We start from the raw sequence: 22,451 nt of genomic DNA on the forward strand, positions 1-22,451 counted from the left end.
GCCTATCTCTTCAGGACAGACTCTATCGTTCGAGTTCGAGCAGATATTGCTTCGCGTCGAGCCCGCCGGCGAAGCCGGTGAGCTTGCCGGTCGATCCGACGACCCGGTGGCACGGCGCGATGATCGAGATCGGATTGCGGCCGTTGGCGGCGCCGACCGCGCGCGACGCGCTCGGTTTGCCAAGCTGGTGCGCGATCTCGCCATAGCTGCGCGTCTCGCCGAACGGGATGGTGAGCAACGCGCTCCACACCCGCTTCTGAAAATCGCTGCCCGAAAAGGACAGCGGCACGTCGAACGCCTGCCGCGTGCCCGCGAAATATTCGCCGAGCTGGCGCTCGGTTTCGACGAGTACCGGATGGTCGGGCTGCTCGGTCAGCGGCCCCAGCCGGACGCGCCCGGGCCGGTCATTTTCCCACAAGATCGCGGCCAGCCCCGTGGCGTCGGCCACCAGCGTCAATTCGCCGACCGGCGACCAGATGGTTTTGAAAACATGCGTCATGGGTGTGATCCTGTCATTCGCTGTCGCGCTTTGCTGATGAACTTCATATGGCAGGGCCAGCACCGGCGCGCGTCCCGAATCTTGCGCCCAACGTCGACGGAAAGATTGCCATGACCCCCACTGCCACCATCCTGCTCCTCGGTTCGGGCGAGCTCGGCCGCGAATTTGTCATTTCGGCAAAGCGGCTCGGCGCCCATGTCATCGCATGCGACAGCTATGAAGGCGCACCGGCGATGCAGGTCGCCGATCAATATGAGGTGTTTTCGATGCTCGACGGCGACGCGCTGCGCGCCACGATCGAAAAGCATCGCCCCGACCATGTGGTGCCCGAGGTCGAGGCGATCCGCACCGAGGTGCTCGCCGAACTGGAGGCCGAGGGCTTCCATATCGTCCCGTCGGCGCGCGCCGCGCAGTTGACGATGAACCGCGACGCGATCCGCGATCTGGCGGCCAGCGAGCTTGGCCTCACCACCTCGACCTTCGAATATGCGACCAGCCGCGACGAACTGGCCGCCGCCGCCGAGCGCATCGGCTTTCCGCTCGTCGTGAAGCCCGTCATGTCGTCGTCGGGCAAGGGCCAGAGCACCGTGCGCGACGCGGCGGGCATCGACGCTGCGTGGGATTATGCCGCCGCCGGGATGCGCGGCGACCGGCTGCGCGTGATTGCCGAGGCGTTTATCGACTTCGACTATGAGATCACGCTGCTGACCGTGCGGCACAAGGATGGCGTGACCTTCTGCCCGCCGATCGGGCACCGGCAGGAACGCGGCGACTATCGCGAAAGCTGGCAGCCCGCCGCGATGTCGGAAGCCGCGCTGGCGAGCGCGCAGGCGATGGCGGCGAAGGTCGTCGATGCGCTCGGCGGCCATGGCATTTTCGGGGTCGAATATTTCGTCAAGGGCGACGAAGTCATCTTCTCCGAACTCAGCCCGCGTCCGCACGACACCGGCATGGTGACGCTGATTTCGCAGTCCTTGTCCGAATTCGACCTGCACGCGCGCGCGATCCTCGGCCTGCCGGTCCCCGATATCACGGTGCCCGATACCAGCGCCAGTGCCGTCCTCCTCGCCGATCGCGAAGCGGAAGATTTCACGATCGCGGGGCTCGCCGAAGCGCTCGTCCCGCCGAACGCCGAAACCGCGCTAGACGTGCGCATCTTCGGCAAGCCCGTCGCCCGCCCCTATCGCCGCATGGGTGTCGCGCTGGCGAAGGCCGCGGGCGGGACCACCGGCGACGCCCGCGCCGCGGCGGTCGCGTCGGCGGGGAAGCTCACGATCGAATATAAGGGTTAGTGTGGAGGCCGAGTAGCTGATTACGGCCGTTAGTTGCCGTTCCACGGATTGCTCTCTCCCCTTTAGGGGAGAGATACGCAGGCTTGCCAGCTTGCTGGCTAGCCGGAGTTGAGAGGGGTTGGCCACGTCCCCCTCTCCCAACCCTCTCCCCTGAAGGGGAGAGGGCTATATGTCCGCTCCCCACCCCAAAGCCAACACACGTCGCCCACCCGGCCCATCGCAACGCACCAATCCCCCACCGCGATCGCACCGCTAGGCCATCCGCATCAGCCCTGCTACATCCCCGCCATGTCCGAGAAGAATCATCTCTATCTGGTCGATGGCTCCAGCTACATCTTCCGCGCCTATCACCGCCTGCCGCCGCTGACCAACCCGCAAGGGGTGCCCGTCGGCGCGGTCTATGGCTATACGACGATGCTGTGGAAACTCGCGAAGGACCTCCACGACGCCGACGGGCCGACGCACCTTGCCGTCATCCTCGACCATTCGAGCCAGTCGTTCCGCAACGAAATCTACGACCAGTATAAAGCGAACCGCCCCGAGCCGCCGGAGGATCTGCGCCCGCAATTCCCGTTGATCCGCGACGCGACGCGCGCCTTCTCGCTGCCGTGCATCGAAATGGAAGGGTTCGAAGCCGACGACCTGATCGCCAGCTATACCGAGGCGGCGGTCGCCGCCGGCTGGGACGTCACCATCGTGTCGTCCGACAAGGATCTGATGCAGTTGATCCGCGAGCCGGCGGACGGCGCGCCGCAAGTCGACATGCTCGACACGATGAAGAATGTCCGGCTGGGGCTGGAAGCAGTGAACGAGAAGTTCGGGGTCACCCCCGATCTGGTCGGCGACGTGCTGGCGCTGATGGGCGACAGCGTCGACAATGTCCCCGGGGTGCGCGGGGTCGGACCGAAGACCGCGACCAAGCTGATCGTCGAATATGGCGACCTCGAAAAAGCGCTCGCGGGCGCCGAAACGATGAAAGTCTCGAAGCTGCGCGACAACCTCATCGAACATGCCGACATGGCGCGACTGTCGCGTATCCTGGTCGAACTGAAGCGCGACGTGCCGCTCTCCGACGCGCTCGACGACCTCAAGCTCGGCGCGATTCCGCCGCTGCCGCTCAAGACCTTCCTCGATGAACATGGCTTCCGCTCGCTCTCGGCGAAGCTCGACCTCGGCGCGACGCCGGGCGGACCGCCGACCTTCCCGCGCGCGACCGCTGTACCGGCCGCCGCCGCGGGCCCGTCGACCCCGACGCTGCCGGCGATGCCCGCGATCGACCGCACGCTGTACGAGACGGTAACGACGATCGAGGCGCTCGACCGCTGGATCGAGGAAGCCAAGGCAGCCCATGTCGTCGCGATCGACACCGAAACCGCCAGCCTCGACAGCGTCACCGGCACCCTGGTCGGGGTCAGCATGGCGACCGCCCCCGGCCGCGCCTGCTACATCCCGCTCGGCCATGGCGGCACCGACATGTTCGCCGAAAAGCCCGAACAGGTACCGCTGGCCGACGCGATCGGCCGCCTCCACGCGCTGTTTTCCGACGAGGCGGTGCTCAAGGTCGGGCATAATCTGAAATATGACATCGGCGTGCTCGCGCAGCACGGCATCACCATCGCGCCTTACGACGATACGCTGGTGATGAGCTTCGCACTCGACGCCGGCAAGCATCAGCACGGGCTCGACGAACTGGCGAAGATGCACCTCGACCATGTCTGCATCTCGTTCAAGGAAGTGTGCGGCACAGGCAAGTCGCAGATCAGCTTTGCCGAAGTGCCGCTCGACCGCGCGACGCAATATGCCGCCGAGGATGCCGAGGTCGCGTGGCGGCTGTGGAAGCTGCTCAAGCTGCGCCTGCCGATCGAGGGCGGGACGCGCGTCTATGAGATGGTCGACCGCCCGCTGGCGGCCGTCGTCGAGACGATGGAGCGCGCGGGCATCATGGTGAACCGCGAATATCTGGCGCGGTTGTCGGGCGAATTCGCGAACGAGATGCTGCGCATCGAAGGCGAGATCCACGGTCTTGCAGGCCAGCCCTTCGCGATCGGCAGCCCCAAGCAGCTCGGCGAGATATTGTTCGACAAGCTCGGCCTGAAGGGCGGGCGCAAGGGCAAGTCGGGCGACTGGTCGACCGACCAGAATGAACTCGAACGGCTCGAACGCGACGGCGTGCCGATTGCGCGCAAGATATTGGAGTGGCGCCAGCTTGCCAAGCTGAAGTCGACCTATACCGACGCGCTGCAGCAACAGATCAATGCGAAGACCGGGCGGGTGCACACGAGCTACAGCCTCGTCGGCGCGCAGACCGGGCGCTTGTCGTCGACCGACCCCAATCTGCAGAATATCCCGATCCGCACCGAAACCGGCCGCCAGATCCGCGACGCCTTCATCGCGGCGCCGGGCCATGTGCTGATCGCCGCCGACTATAGCCAGATCGAGCTGCGGCTGGCGGCGCATATGGCCGACGTCCCCGAACTCAAGGAAGCCTTCGCGCAGGGGCAGGACATTCACGCCGCGACCGCGATCGAATTGTTCGGCGAGGTCAATCGCGACACGCGCGGCAAGGCGAAGACGGTCAATTTCTCGATCCTCTATGGCATTTCCCGCTGGGGCCTCGCCGGCCGTCTGGAAGTGACCCCCGACGAAGCACAGGCGCTGATCGCGCGCTATTTCGAACGTTTCCCGGGCATTTCGGACTATATCACCGACACGCTCGAAAGCGCGCGCGCCAAGGGGTATACCGAGACGCTGTTCGGCCGCAAAACCTGGTTCCCGCGGATCAAGGCGGCGAGCCAGAACGAACGTGCGGGCAGCGAACGCGCCGCGATCAACGCGCCGATCCAGGGTACCAGCGCCGACCTGATCAAGCGCGCGATGGCGCGCATGCCGAAAGCGCTGGAGGAAGCGGGGCTGTCCGACGTCAGGATGCTGCTGCAGGTCCACGACGAACTCGTCTTCGAAGCCCCCGAGGACAAGGCCGCCGCGGCAGGCGACGTCATCCGCGCCGTGATGATGGGCGCCGCCGAGCCCGCGCTCGCCCTCTCGGTCCCGCTAGAGGTCGAGATCGGCACCGGAAAGAGCTGGGGCGAGGCGCATTGATCGGCGCCTTGCTGCTGATGGCGGCGCAAATAGCCGACCCCGGCTTGGCGGCGTCTGCGGCCATCGCTCAGCCTGCCGCACCGCCGTCCATCGCCGATACCGATGTGCGTGAATTCGCGGCGATCGCGGGGCGCAAGGTGGTCGGGCGCCCCGTTGGCGGCCCGGTCGCGACCGCCGACAAGCTGCTCATCCTGGCGCGCGACGACAAGGGCTTTCCCGATATCGCCGGCAGCTTCGGCCTGCCCTCGCGCCAGTCGCTTCCGCCGCCGCCGCGGGGGACGCTGGCAATCATCCGCCTGCATCAGCGGTCGGAGACGATCGTCCCCGGCCCCACTACCGACGATCTCGCCTTTGTCGCCGCCAACCGGATTCCGCTGTTCGTGATCGGCGAATGGGCGCGCCCCGCGCCGATGTGGGAGGTCGCGTGGGTCGACGATGCCGTCCGTTTCCGCACGATCGGCGAGGTCGGCGAAATCGGTCCCTGGCGCGAATAGCCGCGCCGCGCGCCGAAACGGCCTATTCGGGCGCGGGTCCGAAGCGGTTGGGCCCGTCGGTCCCGGCGCGAACCAGTTCGATGACCAGCCCCAGCATCGCCAATCCGGCGACAATCGCCGACCAGCCGGGACCTGGTGCCGACGCCTGCAACTGCGCCTGGATCGCCGCGACCGAATCGGGCGCGGTCCCGATTTTGCGCATATCCGCGGCGATCGATGCCATTTGCTCGAAGGTCCAGGTCACGCGGCGGATCTGATAAATCCCGGTCGCAACGACGGCGAAAGGCACGACCAGCGACCACCACCCACTCCGCCCGCGATCGTGCAAGCGGCGCGCCGCCGCTGTCACCAGACAGACGGCGCCGACGACGCTAAGTCCGACGCCCAGATAGGTGCCGGTGATCATCCCGTCGCCCATGTCGGCCATCATCCGCAATTGCGCCGCAGCGGGATCGGCGCCCGATGCCGCGAGATCGCGAAGATCGAAGCTCGCGAAGATCAGCAGCATCTGCGTGATCATCTGGACTGCGACCAGCGGCCCGAAAACCATCGCTCCGAATAGCCAGAACTGGGTGCGATTGTCGCGCCCCGCCGCGTCGAACAGGCGGCCGAAACCGCGTCTGGATATCCGCGCAAATGAAATTTCCGCCATATTTCCCCCGGCCGGGCCGCTTCCCTCGGCTCAGACTAGCCCACGAAGGCCCCGTTTCAACCATGAATATGGCGCTGCACGCTCTGCCTTCCGGGGACCTGCTCTATCTTCCGCCATCAACCGCGACTATGACGCCTCCGTGACGTCTGGCCGACACAGATGTGACAGCCATCGACGAAAGACGAGCATGAGCAGCAATCCCGGCCTCCCTACCGCGACGACCCCTCCGGTCCGCATCCAGCAGAATATCCTGGCGCGCAGCGAGCGGCGCCTGCTCAACTGGTTGTGCCCGCGGCTGCCGGCCTGGGTCACCCCCGACCAGCTCACGGCGCTCGGCTTCTTCGGCGCGGTGCTCGTCGCGGCGGGCTATATCCTGAGCTGGCAGGACAGCGAGTGGCTCGGCCTGTCGCTCGCCGGCTATATCGTCAACTGGTTCGGCGACTCGCTCGACGGCAGCCTCGCCCGCTGGCGGCAGATCGAACGCCCCGCCTATGGCTATTTCGTCGACCATAGCGTCGATGCGATGGGGACGCTGCTGATGATCAGCGCGATCGGCATGAGCCCCTATGTCCGGCTCGACGTCGCGTTGATGGCGGTCATCGGTTATTTCCTGCTGTCGATCCACACCTTCATCGCCGCCAAGGTCGTCGGCGAATTCCGCCTGTCCTACATGGCTGGCGGCCCCACCGAACTGCGCCTGATGCTGATGGCGATGACGGTCGCGATGCCGATCATCGGCGGCAGGGACATCAGCGGAACGAATTTTTCGCCGTTCGACCTGTTCGGGATCATCGTCGCCAGCATCTTGGTGACATTGTTCATCGTGCAGAGCTTCGCGACCGCGCGCATGCTGCGCACACGCGGCGGTTAGGCTCCCCGGACGCGGGCCTGACGATAGGTGCCGAGCAGCCGCAGCGTCTTGGTCTGGAAATCAAGCTCTTCGAGCGCGCGGTCGATATGCTCCTCACCCGGCGCACCGACGATATCGGCATAGAATTTCGTCGCCGCGAAGCTGCCGCCGACCTGATAGCTTTCGAGCTTGGTCATGTTGACGCCGTTGGTCGCGAAGCCGCCGAGCGCCTTGTAGAGCGCGGCGGGGATATTCTTCACCTCGAACACAAAGGTCGTCATCAGCGGCCCGCCGGGCGCCTGTTCGGCCAGCGGTTCGCGCGCGAGCACGACGAAGCGCGTCATATTATGATCGGCGTCCTCGATCCCCGCTTCGTGCAGCGTCAGCCCGTAGAGATCGGCGGCATGCGGCGGCGCCACCGCCGCCAGCCCGACCTCGTCGCTGTCGGCGACCCATGCGGCGGCGCCCGCCGTGTCGCTGTGCGCGACGGGATCGATGTTGTTGGCACGCAGCCAGTGGCGGCACTGGCCAAGCGCCTGCTCGTGGCTCATCGCGCGCGTCACCGGGCCGAGGTTGCGGCTCATCAGCCCGTGGCGGATGCGCAGGAAATGTTCGCCGACGATCGAAAGGCCGGATTCGGGGAGCAGGAAATGAATGTCGGCGACGCGGCCGTGGAGGCTGTTTTCGATCGGAATGATCGCGCGGTCGACGCGCCCTTCGCGCACCGCATCGATCGCATCCTCGAAGCTGTAGCATGGCAGCGGCAGCGCACCCGGCGCATATTCGCGCGCCGCGAGGTCGCTGTTGGCACCCGGCGCGCCCTGAAATGCCAGGCCGCGGGCCGGTTCGGCGAGCGCCGCCGCGGTCATTTCGTCGACCAAATGTTGCGCGGATGCCGAATAACTGCCCATGACCACCCTCCTGCGTCGAAGCCGCGGCGCATAGCCGGGCGGTGAAGCGTTCGCAACATGCGCGCAACTCGCCGGTGAGGCACTTCATCCCCTTGCGCCGCCGTGCCCGCGCCAGTAAGGGAGCGACCAAATCATATAGCGCGCCCGATACGGGCGCCAGCGAACGGGGCTGCAAGAGCATGGACAATCGCAACAACACTATTGCCGGCTGGGTACTTTTTGCCGGTATTTGCGCGCTGGGCCTGACGATCGGATCGCAGATGCTCTTCGCCGGGCACAACCCCGAAAAGCCGGGCTTCCCGATCGAGGATGCCGATGCGGGCGCCGGTGGCGGCGCCTCGGCCGTGCCGCTTCCCACCCTGCTCGCCGCCGCCGACGTCGCGAAGGGCGAGGCGGTGTTCGCAAAATGCGCCGCGTGCCACACGATCAATTCGGGCGGCGCCAACGGCATCGGTCCCAATCTCTTCGGCACGCTCGGTGAGGAAATCGGTCATGGCAAGCATGGCTTTGCCTTCTCCTCGGCGCTCGCCGGCATGGGCGGCACCTGGGATTTCGCCAAGATGGACGCCTGGCTGACCAGCCCGCGTAAATTCGCCCCTGGCACGAAGATGTCCTTCGCCGGCCTTGGCAGCGCCGAAGACCGCGCCAACCTGATCGTCTATCTCAACGCGCAGGGTTCGAACCTGCCGCTGCCCGCAGCCGAAGCCGCCCCGGCCGCGGCCGAAGGCGCCGCACCCGCCGAGGGTGCCGCCAAGCCCGCCGAAGGCGCGGCCCCGGCCGATGCCGCCGCGAAACCGGCCGAGGGCGGCGCCGCCGCGCCCGCCGGTGCAGCGCCTGCCGCTCCGGCTCCCGCCGAAGCCAAGAAATAATGCGCACCCTGCCCGTCGTGCTGGCGGGCGCGCTTGCCCTCGCCGGCTGCGGCAAGAGCGAAGCTCCCGCCGATTCGCCCGCGGCGGGCGACAGCGCCGTCGAAGCCCCCGCCGCCGCGATCGAACCGACCGCCGCGATGGGCGAGCAGGTCTTCAAGCGTTGCATGGCGTGCCACACGATCGATGCGGGCGGCCGCAACGGGATCGGCCCCAATCTGCACGGCATCGTCGGCCGCGCGGTCGCGTCGCACGAGGGCTTTTCCTATTCGGGCGCGATGAAGGCAAAGGGCGGCGCCTGGGACGAAGCCGCGCTCGACGCCTTTCTCGAAGCCCCGATGAAGGCCGTGCCGGGCACGCGCATGGCGTTCGCCGGCGTGATCGACCCCGCCGACCGCAAGGCGCTGCTCTTGTATCTGAAAGAACAGTCGAAATAAGAACGTCGCCCCCGCGAAGGCGGGGGCCGTTGGAGGTTTATGCCCTCGTCGCTGCGTCAGGACGGCGGCGGCCCCCGCCTTCGCGGGGGCGACGATAGCCTAATGATGGTCGATATTGGCGTAGAAATCCTGGATGATCGTCCACGCCTCGTCGGCGGTCTCGACGAACTTGAACAGGTCGAGATCGCGGGCGCTGACCACCCCTTCTTCGACCAGCGCGTCGAAATTGACGACGCGATGCCAGAATTCCTCGCCGAACAGCACGATCGGGATCGGTTTGATCTTGCCGGTCTGGATCAGCGTCAGCAGTTCGAACATCTCGTCGAAGGTGCCGAAGCCGCCGGGGAAAACGCACACGGCGCGGGCGCGGAGGAGGAAGTGCATCTTCCTGAGCGCGAAATAATGGAACTGGAAACTGAGGTCCGGGGTCACATAACGGTTGGGCGCCTGTTCGTGCGGTAGCACGATGTTGAGCCCGACCGACTCCTTGCCCTCGTCGGCGGCACCGCGATTCGCCGCCTCCATGATCGACGGCCCGCCGCCCGAGCAGACGACGAAATGGCGGCAGCCGTTGGCGTCGGGCGGCACCTGACTCGCCAGTCGCGCCAGCGCGCGCGCCTCGTCATAATATTTCGCCTTTTCCTTTAGTCGGCGCGCGATGTTGCGCTGGGCATCGTCGGTCGCCGCGGCCTCCAGCGCGTCGGCGGCGGCCGGCTCGGGAATGCGCGCCGAACCATAGATGACCAGCATCGATTCGATCTTCGCCTCGTCGAGCAGCAATTCGGGCTTGAGCAGTTCGAGCTGGAAGCGGACCGGACGCAAATCCTCGCGCAGCAGGAAGTCATTATCCTGAAACGCCAGCTTATAGGCGGCGCTCGCGGTCTGCGGGGTAGTGGTCGCCTGCTTGGCGAAATGCGCGTCATCCTTGGCTTTGTGGAAACGCGAGCGATGGGGTTGTTTATCTTCTGCCATTGGCGGACGGCTAGCCGGTTGGCGTGACTTTGCCAAGGCGAACGCATCCCTCTTCCTACTCCGTCATCCCCGCCTCCTCCCACTTCGTCATCCCGGCGAAGGCCGGGATCTCGTCGGTGCGGCAAGATTTGACATTGAGATCCCGGCCTTCGCCGGGATGACGACATTGCGCTAGCGGCAGTAATTGTTGCCGCTCATATCCAGGTGGAAGTGGTTGTAATGCGCGGCGTTATAATCGGGGCTCAGCACCGTTCCGAAGCGCCGGCACGCCGATTTGTGCAGCGCGCGCAGGAAATCCTGTGAGTCCCGGTCACCCTTCCACCCGCCGTCAAGCATCACCCGCCGCCCGTCGGCGAGCACGAAACCCGACACATCGACCGCGTTCGAATAGGCGTGCTGCGACAGCCGGCCCGAGCGGCCGCCATAGATGTTGCGGCAGCTATAGGTGCCGTAGGTTTCGATCTTCACGACCTCCTGGCCGAAATATTTGCGCGCCGCGGGCTTCACCGCATATTGCGCCCAAGCGGCGAAATTCTTCGCCAGCGGACAGGTCATCGCGCCAAGGTTCGTCACCGGTGTGCCGATGTCGAGCAGCTTCACCGAATCGATCGAACTGCATCCGCCGCCATGATCCTGATTGGGCAGCGGCGTAAAGCGTACCCCCGCCTGCTTGAGGTCGAACGCGCATTGCTGCGCGTCGGCGCTGGTGAAGGACGGCGTACCGACGGCTTGCGGGCGGTTCGGCTTGCTCGCCACCGGCCGCTTGCCGTCCTTGTTCTTCATCGCCTCGGGCGCGCCGAAACAGGCGGATAGCGCGAGCGCCGCGGTGGCGGCGATCAGGATCCGGGGCTTCAAGAAAGGCGGGATCGGCATGGCCGTCAAAATACCGACGAAATGGTTAACAAGCTGTATACCTTTTTCTCGCCTCGTCGAAAATTTCGCGCGGCCCGTGCAATTTATTTGACAGTTACGCCCTTGGCCCTAAAGGCGGCGCCGGGCCACGCGGTCCCAACGCCGCGCGAGCTCTCTGCAAGGAGAGACTATGATGAGTGAAGTGACGACGCCACAACTGCGCCCTGCGCGCCCTTATTTTTCTTCCGGACCCTGCGCCAAGCCGCCGGTCTGGTCCCCCGAGAAACTCGCAACCGAATCGCTGGGCCGCTCGCATCGCGCCAAGATCGGCAAGACGCGCCTCGCGCTCTGCATCGACCTGATGCGCGAAATGCTGCAGCTGCCCGACACGCACCGCATCGGCATCGTTCCCGGATCGGACACCGGCGCCTTTGAAATGGCGATGTGGACGATGCTCGGCGCCCGCCCCGTCACGACGCTCGCCTGGGAGAGCTTCGGTGAAGGCTGGGTTACCGATGCCGCGAAGCAGCTCAAGCTCGACCCGACCGTCATTCGCGCCGATTACGGTCAGCTTCCCGATTTGACGGAGGTCGACTGGTCGAACGATGTGCTCTTCACCTGGAACGGCACCACCTCGGGCGTCCGCGTCCCGAACGGCGACTGGATCCCGGCAACCCGCGAGGGCCTGTCCTTCACCGACGCGACCAGCGCGGTATTCGCCTACGACCTGCCGTGGGACAAGATCGACGTCGCGACCTTCAGCTGGCAGAAAGTGCTCGGCGGCGAAGGCGGCCACGGCGTGCTGATCCTCGGCCCCCGCGCGGTCGAACGGCTCGAAACCTACACCCCCGCCTGGCCGCTGCCCAAGGTGTTTCGCCTCGTCAGCAAGGGCGCGCTTTCTGAAGGCGTGTTCAAGGGCGAAACGATCAACACCCCGTCGATGCTCGCGGTCGAGGATGCGATCTTCGCGCTCGAATGGGCGAAGTCGCTCGGCGGCCTCGACGGCCTCAAGGCGCGCAGCGATGCGAACGCCGCGGCGCTCGACAAGATCGTTTCGGAACGCGACTGGCTGAGCCATCTCGCCGCCGATCCCGCCAGCCGCTCGAAGACCTCGGTCTGCCTGTCGGTCGCGGGCGCCGACGAGGGCTTCATCAAGAAGTTCGCGGCGCTGCTCGAAACCGAAGGCGCGGCCTATGACATCGCGGGCTATCGCGATGCGCCCCCGGGCCTGCGCATCTGGTGCGGCGCGACCGTCGACACGGCCGACATCGAAGCGCTCGGCCCGTGGCTCGACTGGGCCTACGCGAAACTCTCGGCCTGACCTCAATAGCCCTCTCCCCTTCAGGGGAGAGGGTTGGGAGAGGGGGATGCACCCCGCTCCTTTCCTTCATCAACATAGGGCCGGTGCAGAGACCCCCTCTCCCCGGCCCTCTCCCCTGAAGGGGAGAGGGAGATTAAAATGACCCAACCCAAAGTCCTCATCAGCGACAAGATGGATCCCAAAGCCGCCGCGATCTTCAAGGAACGCGGCATCCAGGTCGACGAGATCACCGGCAAGACCAAGGAAGAGCTGATCGCGATGATCGGCGACTATGACGGCCTCGCCATCCGTTCGGCGACCAAGGTCACCGCCGACGTGCTCGCCGCCGCGACCAACCTGAAGGTCGTCGGCCGCGCCGGCATCGGCGTCGACAATGTCGACATCCCGGAGGCGTCGAAGAAGGGCGTGATCGTGATGAACACCCCGTTCGGCAACAGCATCACCACCGCCGAACATGCGGTGGCGATGATGTTCGCGCTCGCGCGCCAGATTCCCGAAGCCAATACGCTGACCCAGACGGGAAAATGGCCGAAGAATGACTTCATGGGCGTCGAGTTGACCTCGAAGACGCTCGGCCTGATCGGTTGCGGCAATATCGGCAGCATCGTCGCCGAGCGCGCGATCGGCCTGCGCATGAAGGTCATCGCCTTCGATCCTTTCCTGACGCCCGAGCGCGCGATCGAGCTGGGGGTCGAGAAGGTCGAACTCGACGGGCTGCTGAGCCGCGCCGATTTCATCACCCTGCACACCCCGCTCACCGACCAGACGCGCAATATCCTGTCGAAGGAAAATCTCGCCAAGACCAAGCCGGGCGTCCGCATCATCAACTGCGCGCGCGGCGGGCTGGTCGACGAAGCGGCGCTGAAGGATGCGCTCGATTCGGGCCATGTCGCGGGCGCGGCGCTCGACGTGTTCGCGGCCGAGCCGCCGGCCGCCGACCATCCGCTGTTCAGCACCCCGAACTTCATCTGCACGCCGCACTTGGGCGCGTCGACCGACGAGGCACAGGTCAATGTCGCGATCCAGGTCGCCGAACAGATTTCCGACTATCTGCTCACCGGCGGCATCACCAACGCGCTCAACGTCCCCAGCCTGTCGGCCGAGGAAGCGCCGAAGCTGCGCCCCTATATGGCGCTCGCCGAAAAGCTCGGCAGCCTGATCGGCCAGCTCGCGCACGACAACCTCACGACGATCTCGATCGAGGCCGAAGGCGCCGCCGCCGAGCTCAACCTGAAGCCGATCACCGCCGCGGTGCTGACCGGCCTGATGCGCCGCTATTCGGACAGCGTGAACATGGTCAACGCCCCGCATCTGGCACGCGAACGCGGGCTCGACGTGCGCGAAGTGCGCCATGACCGCGAGGGCGATTATCACACGCTGATCCGCGTCACCGTCGCCACCGAAGCCGGCGACCGCTCGGTCGCGGGCACGCTGTTCGGCAATGGCGAACCGCGCCTCGTCGAGATGTTCGGGATCAAGGTCGAGGCCGATCTCGACGGCCATATGCTCTATATCGTCAACGAGGACGCGCCGGGCTTCATCGGCCGCATCGGCGGCGCGCTCGGCGACGCCGGGCTCAACATCGGCACCTTCCACCTCGGCCGCCGCGCCGCCGGCGGCGAAGCCGTGCTGCTGCTCAGCCTCGATTCGCCGATGCCCGAGCCGCTGCTGTGGCAGCTGTGCCAGCTTCCCGGCGTGAAGACGGTAAAGGGGCTGAAGTTCTGAGTCCCAAAACCTTCTCCCCTTGGGAGAAGGATACGCAGCCTTGCCGGTTTCACCGGCTAGGCGAAGTTGGATGAGGGGCTGTGCGTCACCGTGACGACACATCCCCTCACCACTGCGACTAGGCAGCAAGCTGCCAAGTCTCGTTGCCTCTCCCGACGGGAGAGGATTAGCGATGCTTCCAATTGAGCCGCACTACCACTAAGGCCGCTCCCATGACCAAGGCCCCTGCCCTGTTGCCCGAAGGCTTGCGCGACCGCCTCCCCCGTCAGGCGGAGGCCGCGTCGCGCGTGACCCGCGCGCTCGTCGATGCGATGCGCGCGCATGGCTATGGCCGCGTCGCCCCGCCGCTTGCCGAGTTTCGCGAGACGCTGGGCGGCGACGACGACCGCTCCACCCGCGACCTCCTGCGCTTCACCGATCCGGTGTCGCAGCGCACGCTCGCGCTGCGTCCCGACATCACACGGCAGGTCGGACGCATCGCGACCTCGCTGCTCGCCCGGGCGCCGCGACCCTTACGCCTCTGCTACGCCGGACAGGTCGTCAAACTGCGCGCCAGCCAGCTTCGCCCGGCGCGCGAGATGCTGCAAGTCGGCGCCGAACTGATCGGCAGCGACAGCGTCGCCGCGGCGCGCGAGATCGTCACCGTCGCGATCGATGCGCTCGAAGCCGCCGGCATCGGCCCGGTCACGATCGACTTCACGCTGCCCGACGTCGTCGACCTGCTCGCGAACGGCCCGCTGCCGGTCGCGGCCGATATCCAGGACCTGCGCGACGAACTCGACGCCAAGGACGCCGGCGCGCTGACGCGACTGGGCGCCGAGGCCTATCTGCCGCTGCTGCGCGCGACGGGTCCGTTCGATCGGGCGATCGCTGACCTGCGCACTTTCGACACTTCGGGCGTGCTTGCCGCGCGTATCGACGCACTCGAAGCGATCGCCGCGCCCATCCGCGGCCGTGTCACGCTGACCCTCGATCCGACCGAACGCCACGGCTTCGCCTATCAAAGCTGGTTCGGCTTCCAGATCTTCGTCCCCGGACAGGGCGACGCGGTCGGCCGCGGCGGCGGCTATTCGATCCCCGTTGGCGAACAGGAAGAATCGGCCGTCGGCTTCTCGCTTTACCCCGATCCGCTGATCGACGCCGGACTCGGCGCCGAAGACGATGCCGATCGCCGCATCTTCCTGCCGCTCGGCCATGATCCCGCGCTGGCCGCGAGCTTGCGCGCCGACGGCTGGCAGACAGTGGCGGCGCTATCCGAAAATGATGACGCGCGTGCGCTCGGCTGCGGGTTCGTGCTGGGTCCGGACGGACCGGTCGAGGTATAGGACTCCATCCCAGATAAATGTTACGTGTCCCCGCGAAGGCGGGGACCCATCACCGATGGGTTCAAAATAGCACCGTCCGGAGATGGGCTCCCGCCTTCGCGGGAGCACAGGGCTATTTGCTACGATCCGGTTCTAAAAATTCGACACCCCAAAACGCGGAATCCCCTGATTCACCCCCGGCGGGTCGAGCACCGTCACATCCAGATCGACCGGCTCGCCGATCCAGTGCGCCAGCGTCGTGTGATCGGCGAGATCATCATCGGTGAGCGGATGCACCAGCGCGCGTAGCCCCGCCACCTCGATCGCCGCGATGACCGCCGGAACCGCCGCACCCAGGAAATGCACCTCATATTGCGCGATGGGATGCGGCCCCGCCGCCCCGTCGGTCATCTCGCCGACGAACAGCATCGCGGCGTCGCGGCCGAACCCCCGGCGCAGTTCAGCGGCGGCAGCGCGCTCGGCATCGGCGAAATAGATATGGGCGTGATAGGGGGCGTCGGCGTCGATCATGGCTTCTCCTATGCCCTCCTCTTTAGGGGAGGGCAGCGAGACTTGCCAGCTTGCTGGCTTAGTCGCAGCGGGTGGGGGCCATCGACACTGCGCATGGCCGATGCCCCCCACCCCAACCCCTCCCCTGAAGGGGAGGGGCTTTATTTGCGCAACCTTGCCGCCGCCCTTGCCTCTGCGGCCAAATCCGCTAAGGCCGCGCCGGGCCCGCGCTGGTCGTTTTGGGGCTCCGTTCAGCAGGACAGCATCATGGCAAATGTTACCGTCATCGGGTCGCAATGGGGCGACGAGGGCAAGGGCAAGATCGTCGACTGGCTCGCCAGCCGCGCCGACGCCGTGGTCCGGTTCCAGGGCGGACATAACGCCGGCCATACGCTCGTCGTCGGCGAACAGGTCTACAAGCTGTCGCTGCTCCCCTCGGGCATCGTCACCGGCACGCTGTCGATCATCGGCAACGGCGTCGTCCTCGACCCGTGGGCGCTGCGCGACGAGATCACCAAGCTGCGCGGTCAGGGCGTCGCGATTAATCCAGAGAATTTCGCGATCGCCGACAATTGCGCGCTGATCCTGCCCTTCCACCGCGACCTCGACGCGCTGCGCGAAACCGCCGCGGGCGCAGGCAAGATCGGCACCACTGGCCGCGGCATCGGTCCGGCCTATGAGGACAAGGTCGGCCGCCGCGCGATCCGCGTCTGCGACCTCGCCCACCTAGACAAGCTCGAACCGCAGCTCGACCGCCTGACCGCGCATCATGACGCGCTGCGTGCCGGCTTCGGCGAGCCGCCGATCGACCGCGAGCGGCTGATCGCCGACCTCACCGAAATCGCCGACTATGTGCTCGAATATGCCCAGCCCGTCTGGAAGCGCCTGAAGAAGGTCCGCAAGGCCGGCGCCCGCATCCTGTTCGAAGGCGCGCAGGGCGTGCTGCTCGATGTCGATCACGGCACCTATCCCTTCGTCACCAGTTCGAACACCGTCAGCGGCACCGCGGCGGCAGGTTCGGGGCTTGGCCCGAGTGCGGTCGGCTTCGTGCTCGGCATCGCCAAGGCGTATACGACGCGCGTCGGCAGCGGCCCCTTCCCGACCGAACTCGAGGACGAAATCGGCCAGCGGCTCGGCGAGCGCGGGCATGAATTCGGCACCGTCACCGGGCGCAAGCGCCGCTGCGGCTGGTTCGACGCCGTGCTCGTCCGCCAGAGCTGCGCGGTATCGGGCGTCACCGGCATCGCGCTGACCAAGCTCGACGTGCTCGACGGCTTCGACACGATCCGCATCTGCACCGGTTACCGGCTACGGGGCAAGATCCTCGACTATTTCCCCGCGCACTCGGCCGACCAGGCCGAAGTCGAACCGATCTACGAGGAAATGGACGGCTGGCAGGAAACGACCGCGGGCGCGCGCAGCTATGCCGACCTGCCCGCGCAGGCGATCAAATATATCCAGCGCGTGCAGGAGCTGATCGAAACCCCGATCGCGCTGGTGTCGACCAGCCCCGAGCGCGAAGACACGATCTTGATCCGCGACCCGTTCAGCGACTAGGCCCCCTTGCCGGGCGGCGGCAAAGCGGTAGGATCGCGCGATGCGCATCGTCGCTCCATTCGCCGCCCTGTTCCTCGCCGCGTGCGGAACCGCCAGCTCGCAGCCGGCGCTACCCGCCGGGACACAGGCCGATCGCCTGCTTATCGACAAGAGCGATCGCACCCTGATCGCCTATCGCGGCGATCGCGAAATCGCGCGCTATTCGCATATCCGCTTCGGCGACGCGCCGACCGGGCACAAGCAGTTCGAAGGTGACGAGCGGACGCCCGAGGGGCGCTACATAATCAGCGGCCGCAACCCGAACAGCGCCTATCATCTGTCGCTGCGCATATCCTATCCGAATGCCGCCGACCGCGCCTATGCCAAGGCGCGCGGCCGGTCGCCCGGCGGCGACATCTTCATCCACGGCCAGCCCAACGCCTGGCCCGGACCACCGATCGCCCGGGACTGGACCGACGGCTGTATCGCGCTGTCCAATAGCGAGATAAAGCAGCTCTGGGATATCGTTCCCGACGGCACCCCGATCATCATCCGCCCCTGACCCCGGAGTCCCCCATGGCGCGCAACATCCTCGTCTTCTACGGCAGCTATCGCCGCGACCGGCAGGGCATCAAGCTCGCCCGCTGGATCGTCGACGCGCTGAACGCGCGCGGCGACGATGCCGCGCTGATCGATGCCAAGGAAGTCGGCCTGCCGATCCTCGACCGGCGTTTCAGCGATTATGGCGACGGCGAAGCCCCGGCGGCGATGGCCGAGCTTGCGGCGCGGATCAGCGCCGCCGACGGCTTCGTCTTTGTCGCCGGTGAATATAATGGCGGGCTGCAACCGGGGCTGAAGAACCTGACCGATCATTTCCTCGAACAATATTATTGGCGGCCCGCCGCGATCGCTTCCTATTCGGCCGGGCCGTTCGCCGGGATCAAGTCGGCGACGGCATGGCGCGGTACGCTCGCGGTGATGGGGATGGTCGTGACGTCGACCGCGCTGTCGCTCGCGCGGATCGGCGGCGCCTTCGACGCCGACGGCAAGCCCGCGGGCGAGGATGGCGGGCGGCTGGCGAAAGCCTTCCCGCGCTTCGCCGACGACCTTGGCTGGTGGATCGACGCCGCGAAGACGCAGCGCGAAAGTGCGGCGCTGCCCTTCTAACCCGACTTGAGTTCGGCCTGCAGCCGCAGGCTGGCGCGCCAGAAGAAGAAGGCGGGGATGAGGCCGAGCCATGCGGCGCCATAGAGCACCCAGCGCACGCTCTCCTGTCCCGCCACCGGCTGCAGCGCGTCCGACATCACCCCGAACAGGAAGGGGCCGAGCCCCAGCCCGATCAGATTCTGCCCGAACAGCATGATCGACGCCGCGACCGCGCGGGCGCGCGGCTGGACCAGCCCCTGCACGCAGCCATAGGCCGGCCCATAATAAGCGGCATTGAGGATCGTCGGCACGACGAGCAGCGCGACGGCGACGCGCCAATCCTCCATCAGATAGCCAAGGAACAGGATCGGCGCCGCGATCGCCATGCCATAGGCGGGGAAAGTCAGGATATGCCGCTTGTCGCGGGCGCCATATGTGTCGGCGAGCTTGCCGCCAAGCCAGGTCCCGAGCACGCCCGCCAGCCCGAGCACCACCGCCATCGACAGCCCCGCCTCGGTCGTCGACAGGCCATGGCTGCGAATGAAGAAGCTGATCGTCCACAGCCCCTTGCCATAGCCGAGGAAGGCGGTGATCGACGCCGCGATCAGGATATAGACGAAGGCGCGCGACGCAAAAATCTCGCGCATCGCCTCCCCCGTCGACAGCGGCGCAGCGGCGGTCACCGCCGTTTCGGCCGGGCGGCTGTGCCGCGGCTCGCGCATCACGAAGAGGACGACGAGCGCGAGCAGCAGCCCGGGCGCGCCGACGAGCATCAGTGCGACGCGCCAGCCGTAGAGGTCGTTGACGATGCCGCCGATGATCAGCCCGAGCAGCGACCCGACCGGCACCCCCAGCCCGTAGAAAGCAATCGCCGACGACCGCTTTTCGGGCGCGACGCTATCGGCGATCAGCGAATGCGCCGCGGGCGTGCATCCCGCCTCGCCGACGCCGACGCCGATCCTTGCGAACAGCAATTGCACGAAATTCTGCGCAAGCCCGCATACCGCGGTCATCGCCGACCAGATCGCGAGCGACAGCGAGATGAGCCGCACGCGGTTGGTGCCTTCTTTATCGGCGTATCGCGCGATCGGGATGCCGAGCAGCGCATAAAAGACCGCGAACGCCGGTCCCGCGAGCAGGCCAAGCTCGGTGTCCGACAGCCCCAGATCACCCTTGATCGGTTCGGCGAGGATATTGACGATCTGCCGGTCGAGGAAATTGAAGATATAGACGATCAACAGGATCCACAGCATCGTCCGCGTCTGCGCGGAAACGCCGGTGGCCGGTGAGGCGATGCCCTGCGACGAGGCAGCTTTGTCGGTCATTATGATCTCCCGCCGCCATCGGAGCAGACCCGGAGGACCGGTGTCAACGCCGATCAGCCGTGCCGACAATCCGCGCTTGCAATTGCCGCTACGGCTGCCAGCCTGCGTGTCATGCAAAAAATTTCGCTGCTTGCTGCCGCGGTCCTGCTCATGATCGCTCCCGCCGCCGCCGCAATGCCGCCGCCGCTTCCCGATGTGGCAGGCAAGGACGCCGCGAGTTTGCAGTATGAAATGGAGATCGGCCGATTGTACGAAGGGCTGGTCGGCGACGTCTATCTCGACCGGCTCGGGCGGCTCGACGATTATGGCCCGAAATTGAACGCCGTGATCGCGACCTTTTCCTTTGCCGATGTGGGTATCGAAACCAAACGGCTGTACGAAGAGCGCAAGGCGGGCAAGCTGCGCGGGCCGCTTCATGGCATCCCGATCTTGATCAAGGATAATATCGAGGTCGCAGGCCTGCCGACGACCGCCGGCTCGCTCGCCCTCAAGAACAATGTCACGGGCCGCGACGCCTTCATCGTGACGAAGCTGCGCGAGGCGGGCGCGGTTATCCTCGGCAAGACGAACCTCAGCGAATGGGCCAATTTGCGTTCGGACAAATCGACGAGCGGGTGGAGCGCCGTCGGCGGGCTCACCAAAAATCCGCATGCGCTCGATCGCAATGCCTGCGGTTCTTCGTCGGGGAGCGCCGCCGCGGTCGCGGCGAGCCTTGCGCCGCTCGCGATCGGCACCGAAACCGACGGATCGATCACCTGCCCCGCCGGGGTGAACGGCGTCGTTGGTTTCAAGCCGAGCGTCGGCCTGGTCAGCCGCGGCTTCATCGTCCCGGTCAGCCACAGCCAGGATACGGCGGGCCCGATCACGCTGACCGTCCGCGACGCCGCGGCGGTGATGACCGTCATCGCGGGCAGCGACCCCGCCGATCCGGCGACAGCGGAAGCCGATAAGCGCAAGGCCGACTATGTCGCCGCGCTGTCGCCCGATGCGCTCAGGGGCAAGCGCATCGGCGTGCTGCGCGACCGCATCGGCGACCGCGCCGACATCGCCGCGCTGTTCGACGCGGCGCTCGTCCAGATGACGGCGCTCGGCGCGACGGTGGTCGAGATCGCGGACAGCAAGAGCGGGCAGGAAGCACTCGGCAAGGCCGAACTCGACGTGCTGATGACCGAACTCAAGGCCGGGATGACCGCCTATCTTGCGGCGCTGCCGATCGCGAATTCACCCAGATCGCTGGCCGACGTCATCGCCTTCAACGACGCCCATGCCGAAGAGGAGCTGAAATGGTTCGACCAGGTTTTGTTCGAACTGGCTGAGACGAGCGGCGGCCTGGACAGCCCCGCCTATCGCGAAGCCCGGGCGACCGCGATACGGCTCGCGGGCGCCGAAGGGATCTACCGGCTGTTGAAGGCGCACCATGTCGACTTGCTTGTTGCGGTCACCAACGGCCCCGCCTGGGTGAGCGACCTCGCCAAGGGCGACAGCTACGACGGCCCGAGCGTCAGCCAGATGCCCGCGGTCGCAGGTTATCCGCACCTGACCGTGCCGATGGGGGCAGTCGAAGGACTGCCGGTCGGGTTGTCCTTCATCGGCGCGAAGTGGAGCGATGCGGGGGTCTTGGCCGCGGGCTATGCCTATGAGCAGGCGAGCCGGAAGCGGATCGCACCAACCTATCGCACCGACACGACGCCTTGAACGGCGGGCGACTATATGCTTTGCAAAGCCCCGCCCGTGGGGTGTCGGCTAACGGCCGGAAGCGGACATTCGACTTTGTCCGCACTGCCTAGAAGGAGACGCCGAGCGAGAAGATCACGCCCGAATCATAATATTTGTCGATCGCCTTCACGCCGGTCTTCGGAATGTCGGTGTCGACATATTTGACCCCCGCGGTGATCGGTCCGAAGCTCGCCGACGCGCCGATCGACCAGTCCCAATAATGACCCGCCGGCGCCAACGCGCCGTCGGTGTAGCCCGCCTGCGCCGACAGCGTTATCGGCGTCGTCGGAATCCCCGCCGACAGGCCAAAGCCGAGATAGAGATTATCGTCGTTGCCGAGCGACGCCTGATCCCAGGAATAGCCGACGGTGCCCGTCGCCTCGACCGGCCCCAGCGTGTGCGACAGCTTGCCGATCACTTCGAAATAATCGGCCGGACCCGCTGCCTTCTCACCGCCCGGGTACAGATAATAGGTCAGCCCGACGTCGATTTCGGTGCCCGACGCAATCTCGGTCGCATAGCCACCGTACACGTCGAGCTCGGTCTTGCCATAGGTCGGCGTATCTTCGAGGTTGGACCCCCAGGCGCCGATGTAGAAACCGCTGTCGTGGCTGACCGTGATCGTCGGCTGCACCGCAACATCGCCGCCGCTCAGCGATATGCCGCGAAACCGATAGTCGGAAACCAGTTCGACCCCGCCCGAAACGGTGATCGGTCCGGCGGAAATGCCATCGTCTTCTTCCTGCGCGAAGACCGGCGCCGACATCGCCGACGCGGCGAGCAGCATGCCGAGGCATGCTTTGCTGAGAAACTTCATGGATGATCCCCTCAATGGTTTTCCCGGATCGCCCCATCCTGCCGAACGCGCCCTTAGCTCTTTATGCGGCCTGCAGCGACGAACACCGCAAAAAGTGCCGATTTTGGTGCGATACACAATCGGAAAC

21 protein-coding genes are annotated in these 22,451 nt (G+C 66.1%); 13 read left to right on the top strand and 8 right to left on the bottom strand.

The window, feature by feature from the left end; genetic code table 11:
* Window positions 1–22: 22 nt before the first annotated feature.
* Entirely contained in the window at window positions 23–499 is a 477-nt protein-coding gene (locus tag FHR22_RS15025) for a methylated-DNA--[protein]-cysteine S-methyltransferase (protein WP_166944269.1), read from the bottom strand.
* A gap of 110 nt (window positions 500–609) precedes the next feature.
* On the opposite strand from FHR22_RS15025, the gene purT reads away from it, so the two are divergent.
* The 3 genes from purT (at window position 610) to FHR22_RS15040 (ending at window position 5,384) form a co-directional block, all read left to right on the top strand.
* Window positions 610–1,791 (top strand): formate-dependent phosphoribosylglycinamide formyltransferase, encoded by a 1,182-nt coding sequence (purT, locus tag FHR22_RS15030; protein ID WP_166944271.1) that lies wholly within the window; start codon window positions 610–612, stop codon window positions 1,789–1,791.
* A gap of 288 nt (window positions 1,792–2,079) precedes the next feature.
* Window positions 2,080–4,890 carry a DNA polymerase I gene (gene polA, locus FHR22_RS15035; protein ID WP_166944273.1) on the top strand — a complete coding sequence of 937 codons (2,811 nt, stop codon included), beginning with the start codon at window positions 2,080–2,082 and terminating at the stop codon, window positions 4,888–4,890.
* Window positions 4,887–5,384 (top strand): hypothetical protein, encoded by a 498-nt coding sequence (locus FHR22_RS15040; RefSeq protein ID WP_166944275.1) that lies wholly within the window; start codon window positions 4,887–4,889, stop codon window positions 5,382–5,384. Before polA ends, FHR22_RS15040 begins: the two co-directional genes overlap by 4 nt.
* Window positions 5,385–5,406: 22 nt before the next feature.
* On the opposite strand, the gene FHR22_RS15045 is transcribed toward FHR22_RS15040, so the two are convergent.
* The gene (locus FHR22_RS15045; RefSeq protein WP_166944277.1) at window positions 5,407–6,036 is read right to left on the bottom strand and encodes a DUF805 domain-containing protein; all 630 of its coding nucleotides are present in this window, start codon (window positions 6,034–6,036) and stop codon (window positions 5,407–5,409) included.
* Window positions 6,037–6,223: 187 nt separating this feature from the next.
* Between FHR22_RS15045 and FHR22_RS15050 the strand changes: the two genes are divergently transcribed.
* Window positions 6,224–6,907 (top strand): CDP-alcohol phosphatidyltransferase family protein, encoded by a 684-nt coding sequence (locus tag FHR22_RS15050; RefSeq protein ID WP_166944279.1) that lies wholly within the window; start codon window positions 6,224–6,226, stop codon window positions 6,905–6,907.
* Here the strand turns inward: FHR22_RS15050 and FHR22_RS15055 are convergent.
* On the bottom strand, window positions 6,904–7,797 hold the full coding sequence (locus tag FHR22_RS15055; RefSeq protein WP_166944281.1) for a prephenate dehydratase: 894 nt from the start codon (window positions 7,795–7,797) through the stop codon (window positions 6,904–6,906). The genes FHR22_RS15050 and FHR22_RS15055 overlap by 4 nt on opposite strands.
* A gap of 179 nt (window positions 7,798–7,976) precedes the next feature.
* On the opposite strand from FHR22_RS15055, the gene FHR22_RS15060 reads away from it, so the two are divergent.
* Together FHR22_RS15060 and FHR22_RS15065 are read left to right on the top strand one after the other, a co-directional pair.
* Window positions 7,977–8,666, top strand: a complete 690-nt coding sequence (locus FHR22_RS15060; RefSeq protein ID WP_166944283.1) for a c-type cytochrome — start codon at window positions 7,977–7,979, stop codon at window positions 8,664–8,666.
* A complete protein-coding gene (locus tag FHR22_RS15065; protein WP_166944285.1) occupies window positions 8,666–9,100 on the top strand; it encodes a c-type cytochrome in 435 nt (144 codons plus the stop codon). Before FHR22_RS15060 ends, FHR22_RS15065 begins: the two co-directional genes overlap by 1 nt.
* Before the next feature lie 99 nt (window positions 9,101–9,199).
* Here FHR22_RS15065 and FHR22_RS15070 read toward each other — a convergent pair whose 3' ends face one another.
* Together FHR22_RS15070 and FHR22_RS15075 are read right to left on the bottom strand one after the other, a co-directional pair.
* Window positions 9,200–10,072: an LOG family protein gene (locus tag FHR22_RS15070; RefSeq protein ID WP_166944286.1), complete on the bottom strand. Its 873-nt coding sequence runs from the start codon at window positions 10,070–10,072 to the stop codon at window positions 9,200–9,202.
* Window positions 10,073–10,243: 171 nt separating this feature from the next.
* The gene (locus tag FHR22_RS15075; RefSeq protein WP_166944288.1) at window positions 10,244–10,945 is read right to left on the bottom strand and encodes an extensin family protein; all 702 of its coding nucleotides are present in this window, start codon (window positions 10,943–10,945) and stop codon (window positions 10,244–10,246) included.
* 172 nt (window positions 10,946–11,117) lie between these two features.
* Between FHR22_RS15075 and FHR22_RS15080 the strand changes: the two genes are divergently transcribed.
* The 3 genes from FHR22_RS15080 (at window position 11,118) to FHR22_RS15090 (ending at window position 15,295) form a co-directional block, all read left to right on the top strand.
* Window positions 11,118–12,245, top strand: coding sequence for a phosphoserine transaminase (locus FHR22_RS15080; RefSeq protein WP_166944727.1), 1,128 nt, complete (start codon window positions 11,118–11,120; stop codon window positions 12,243–12,245).
* A gap of 138 nt (window positions 12,246–12,383) precedes the next feature.
* Complete coding sequence (gene serA, locus FHR22_RS15085; protein WP_166944290.1) at window positions 12,384–13,970, top strand: phosphoglycerate dehydrogenase; 1,587 nt, start codon at window positions 12,384–12,386, stop codon at window positions 13,968–13,970.
* 212 nt (window positions 13,971–14,182) lie between these two features.
* Complete coding sequence (locus FHR22_RS15090; RefSeq protein WP_166944292.1) at window positions 14,183–15,295, top strand: ATP phosphoribosyltransferase regulatory subunit; 1,113 nt, start codon at window positions 14,183–14,185, stop codon at window positions 15,293–15,295.
* A 132-nt stretch (window positions 15,296–15,427) separates the two neighbouring features.
* Here FHR22_RS15090 and FHR22_RS15095 read toward each other — a convergent pair whose 3' ends face one another.
* Window positions 15,428–15,805 (bottom strand): DOPA 4,5-dioxygenase family protein, encoded by a 378-nt coding sequence (locus FHR22_RS15095; RefSeq protein ID WP_166944294.1) that lies wholly within the window; start codon window positions 15,803–15,805, stop codon window positions 15,428–15,430.
* 246 nt (window positions 15,806–16,051) lie between these two features.
* Between FHR22_RS15095 and FHR22_RS15100 the strand changes: the two genes are divergently transcribed.
* From FHR22_RS15100 to FHR22_RS15110, 3 genes are read left to right on the top strand one after another with little or no spacing between them, the layout of a single operon-like run.
* Window positions 16,052–17,341: an adenylosuccinate synthase gene (locus tag FHR22_RS15100; RefSeq protein WP_166944296.1), complete on the top strand. Its 1,290-nt coding sequence runs from the start codon at window positions 16,052–16,054 to the stop codon at window positions 17,339–17,341.
* Window positions 17,342–17,381: 40 nt separating this feature from the next.
* Window positions 17,382–17,882 carry a L,D-transpeptidase family protein gene (locus tag FHR22_RS15105; protein ID WP_166944298.1) on the top strand — a complete coding sequence of 167 codons (501 nt, stop codon included), beginning with the start codon at window positions 17,382–17,384 and terminating at the stop codon, window positions 17,880–17,882.
* 14 nt (window positions 17,883–17,896) lie between these two features.
* Window positions 17,897–18,487 carry an NADPH-dependent FMN reductase gene (locus tag FHR22_RS15110; protein ID WP_166944300.1) on the top strand — a complete coding sequence of 197 codons (591 nt, stop codon included), beginning with the start codon at window positions 17,897–17,899 and terminating at the stop codon, window positions 18,485–18,487.
* On the opposite strand, the gene FHR22_RS15115 is transcribed toward FHR22_RS15110, so the two are convergent.
* The gene (locus FHR22_RS15115) at window positions 18,484–19,791 is read right to left on the bottom strand and encodes a spinster family MFS transporter (protein ID WP_166944302.1); all 1,308 of its coding nucleotides are present in this window, start codon (window positions 19,789–19,791) and stop codon (window positions 18,484–18,486) included. The genes FHR22_RS15110 and FHR22_RS15115 overlap by 4 nt on opposite strands.
* A 111-nt stretch (window positions 19,792–19,902) precedes the next feature.
* Between FHR22_RS15115 and FHR22_RS15120 the strand changes: the two genes are divergently transcribed.
* Window positions 19,903–21,486, top strand: a complete 1,584-nt coding sequence (locus tag FHR22_RS15120) for an amidase (protein WP_166944304.1) — start codon at window positions 19,903–19,905, stop codon at window positions 21,484–21,486.
* 88 nt (window positions 21,487–21,574) lie between these two features.
* Here FHR22_RS15120 and FHR22_RS15125 read toward each other — a convergent pair whose 3' ends face one another.
* Window positions 21,575–22,324 carry a TorF family putative porin gene (locus FHR22_RS15125; RefSeq protein WP_166944306.1) on the bottom strand — a complete coding sequence of 250 codons (750 nt, stop codon included), beginning with the start codon at window positions 22,322–22,324 and terminating at the stop codon, window positions 21,575–21,577.
* Window positions 22,325–22,451: the final 127 nt, after the last annotated feature.

The sequence above is a fragment of the Sphingopyxis panaciterrae genome (genome assembly GCF_011762125.1).
Lineage (GTDB): Bacteria > Pseudomonadota > Alphaproteobacteria > Sphingomonadales > Sphingomonadaceae > Sphingopyxis > Sphingopyxis panaciterrae.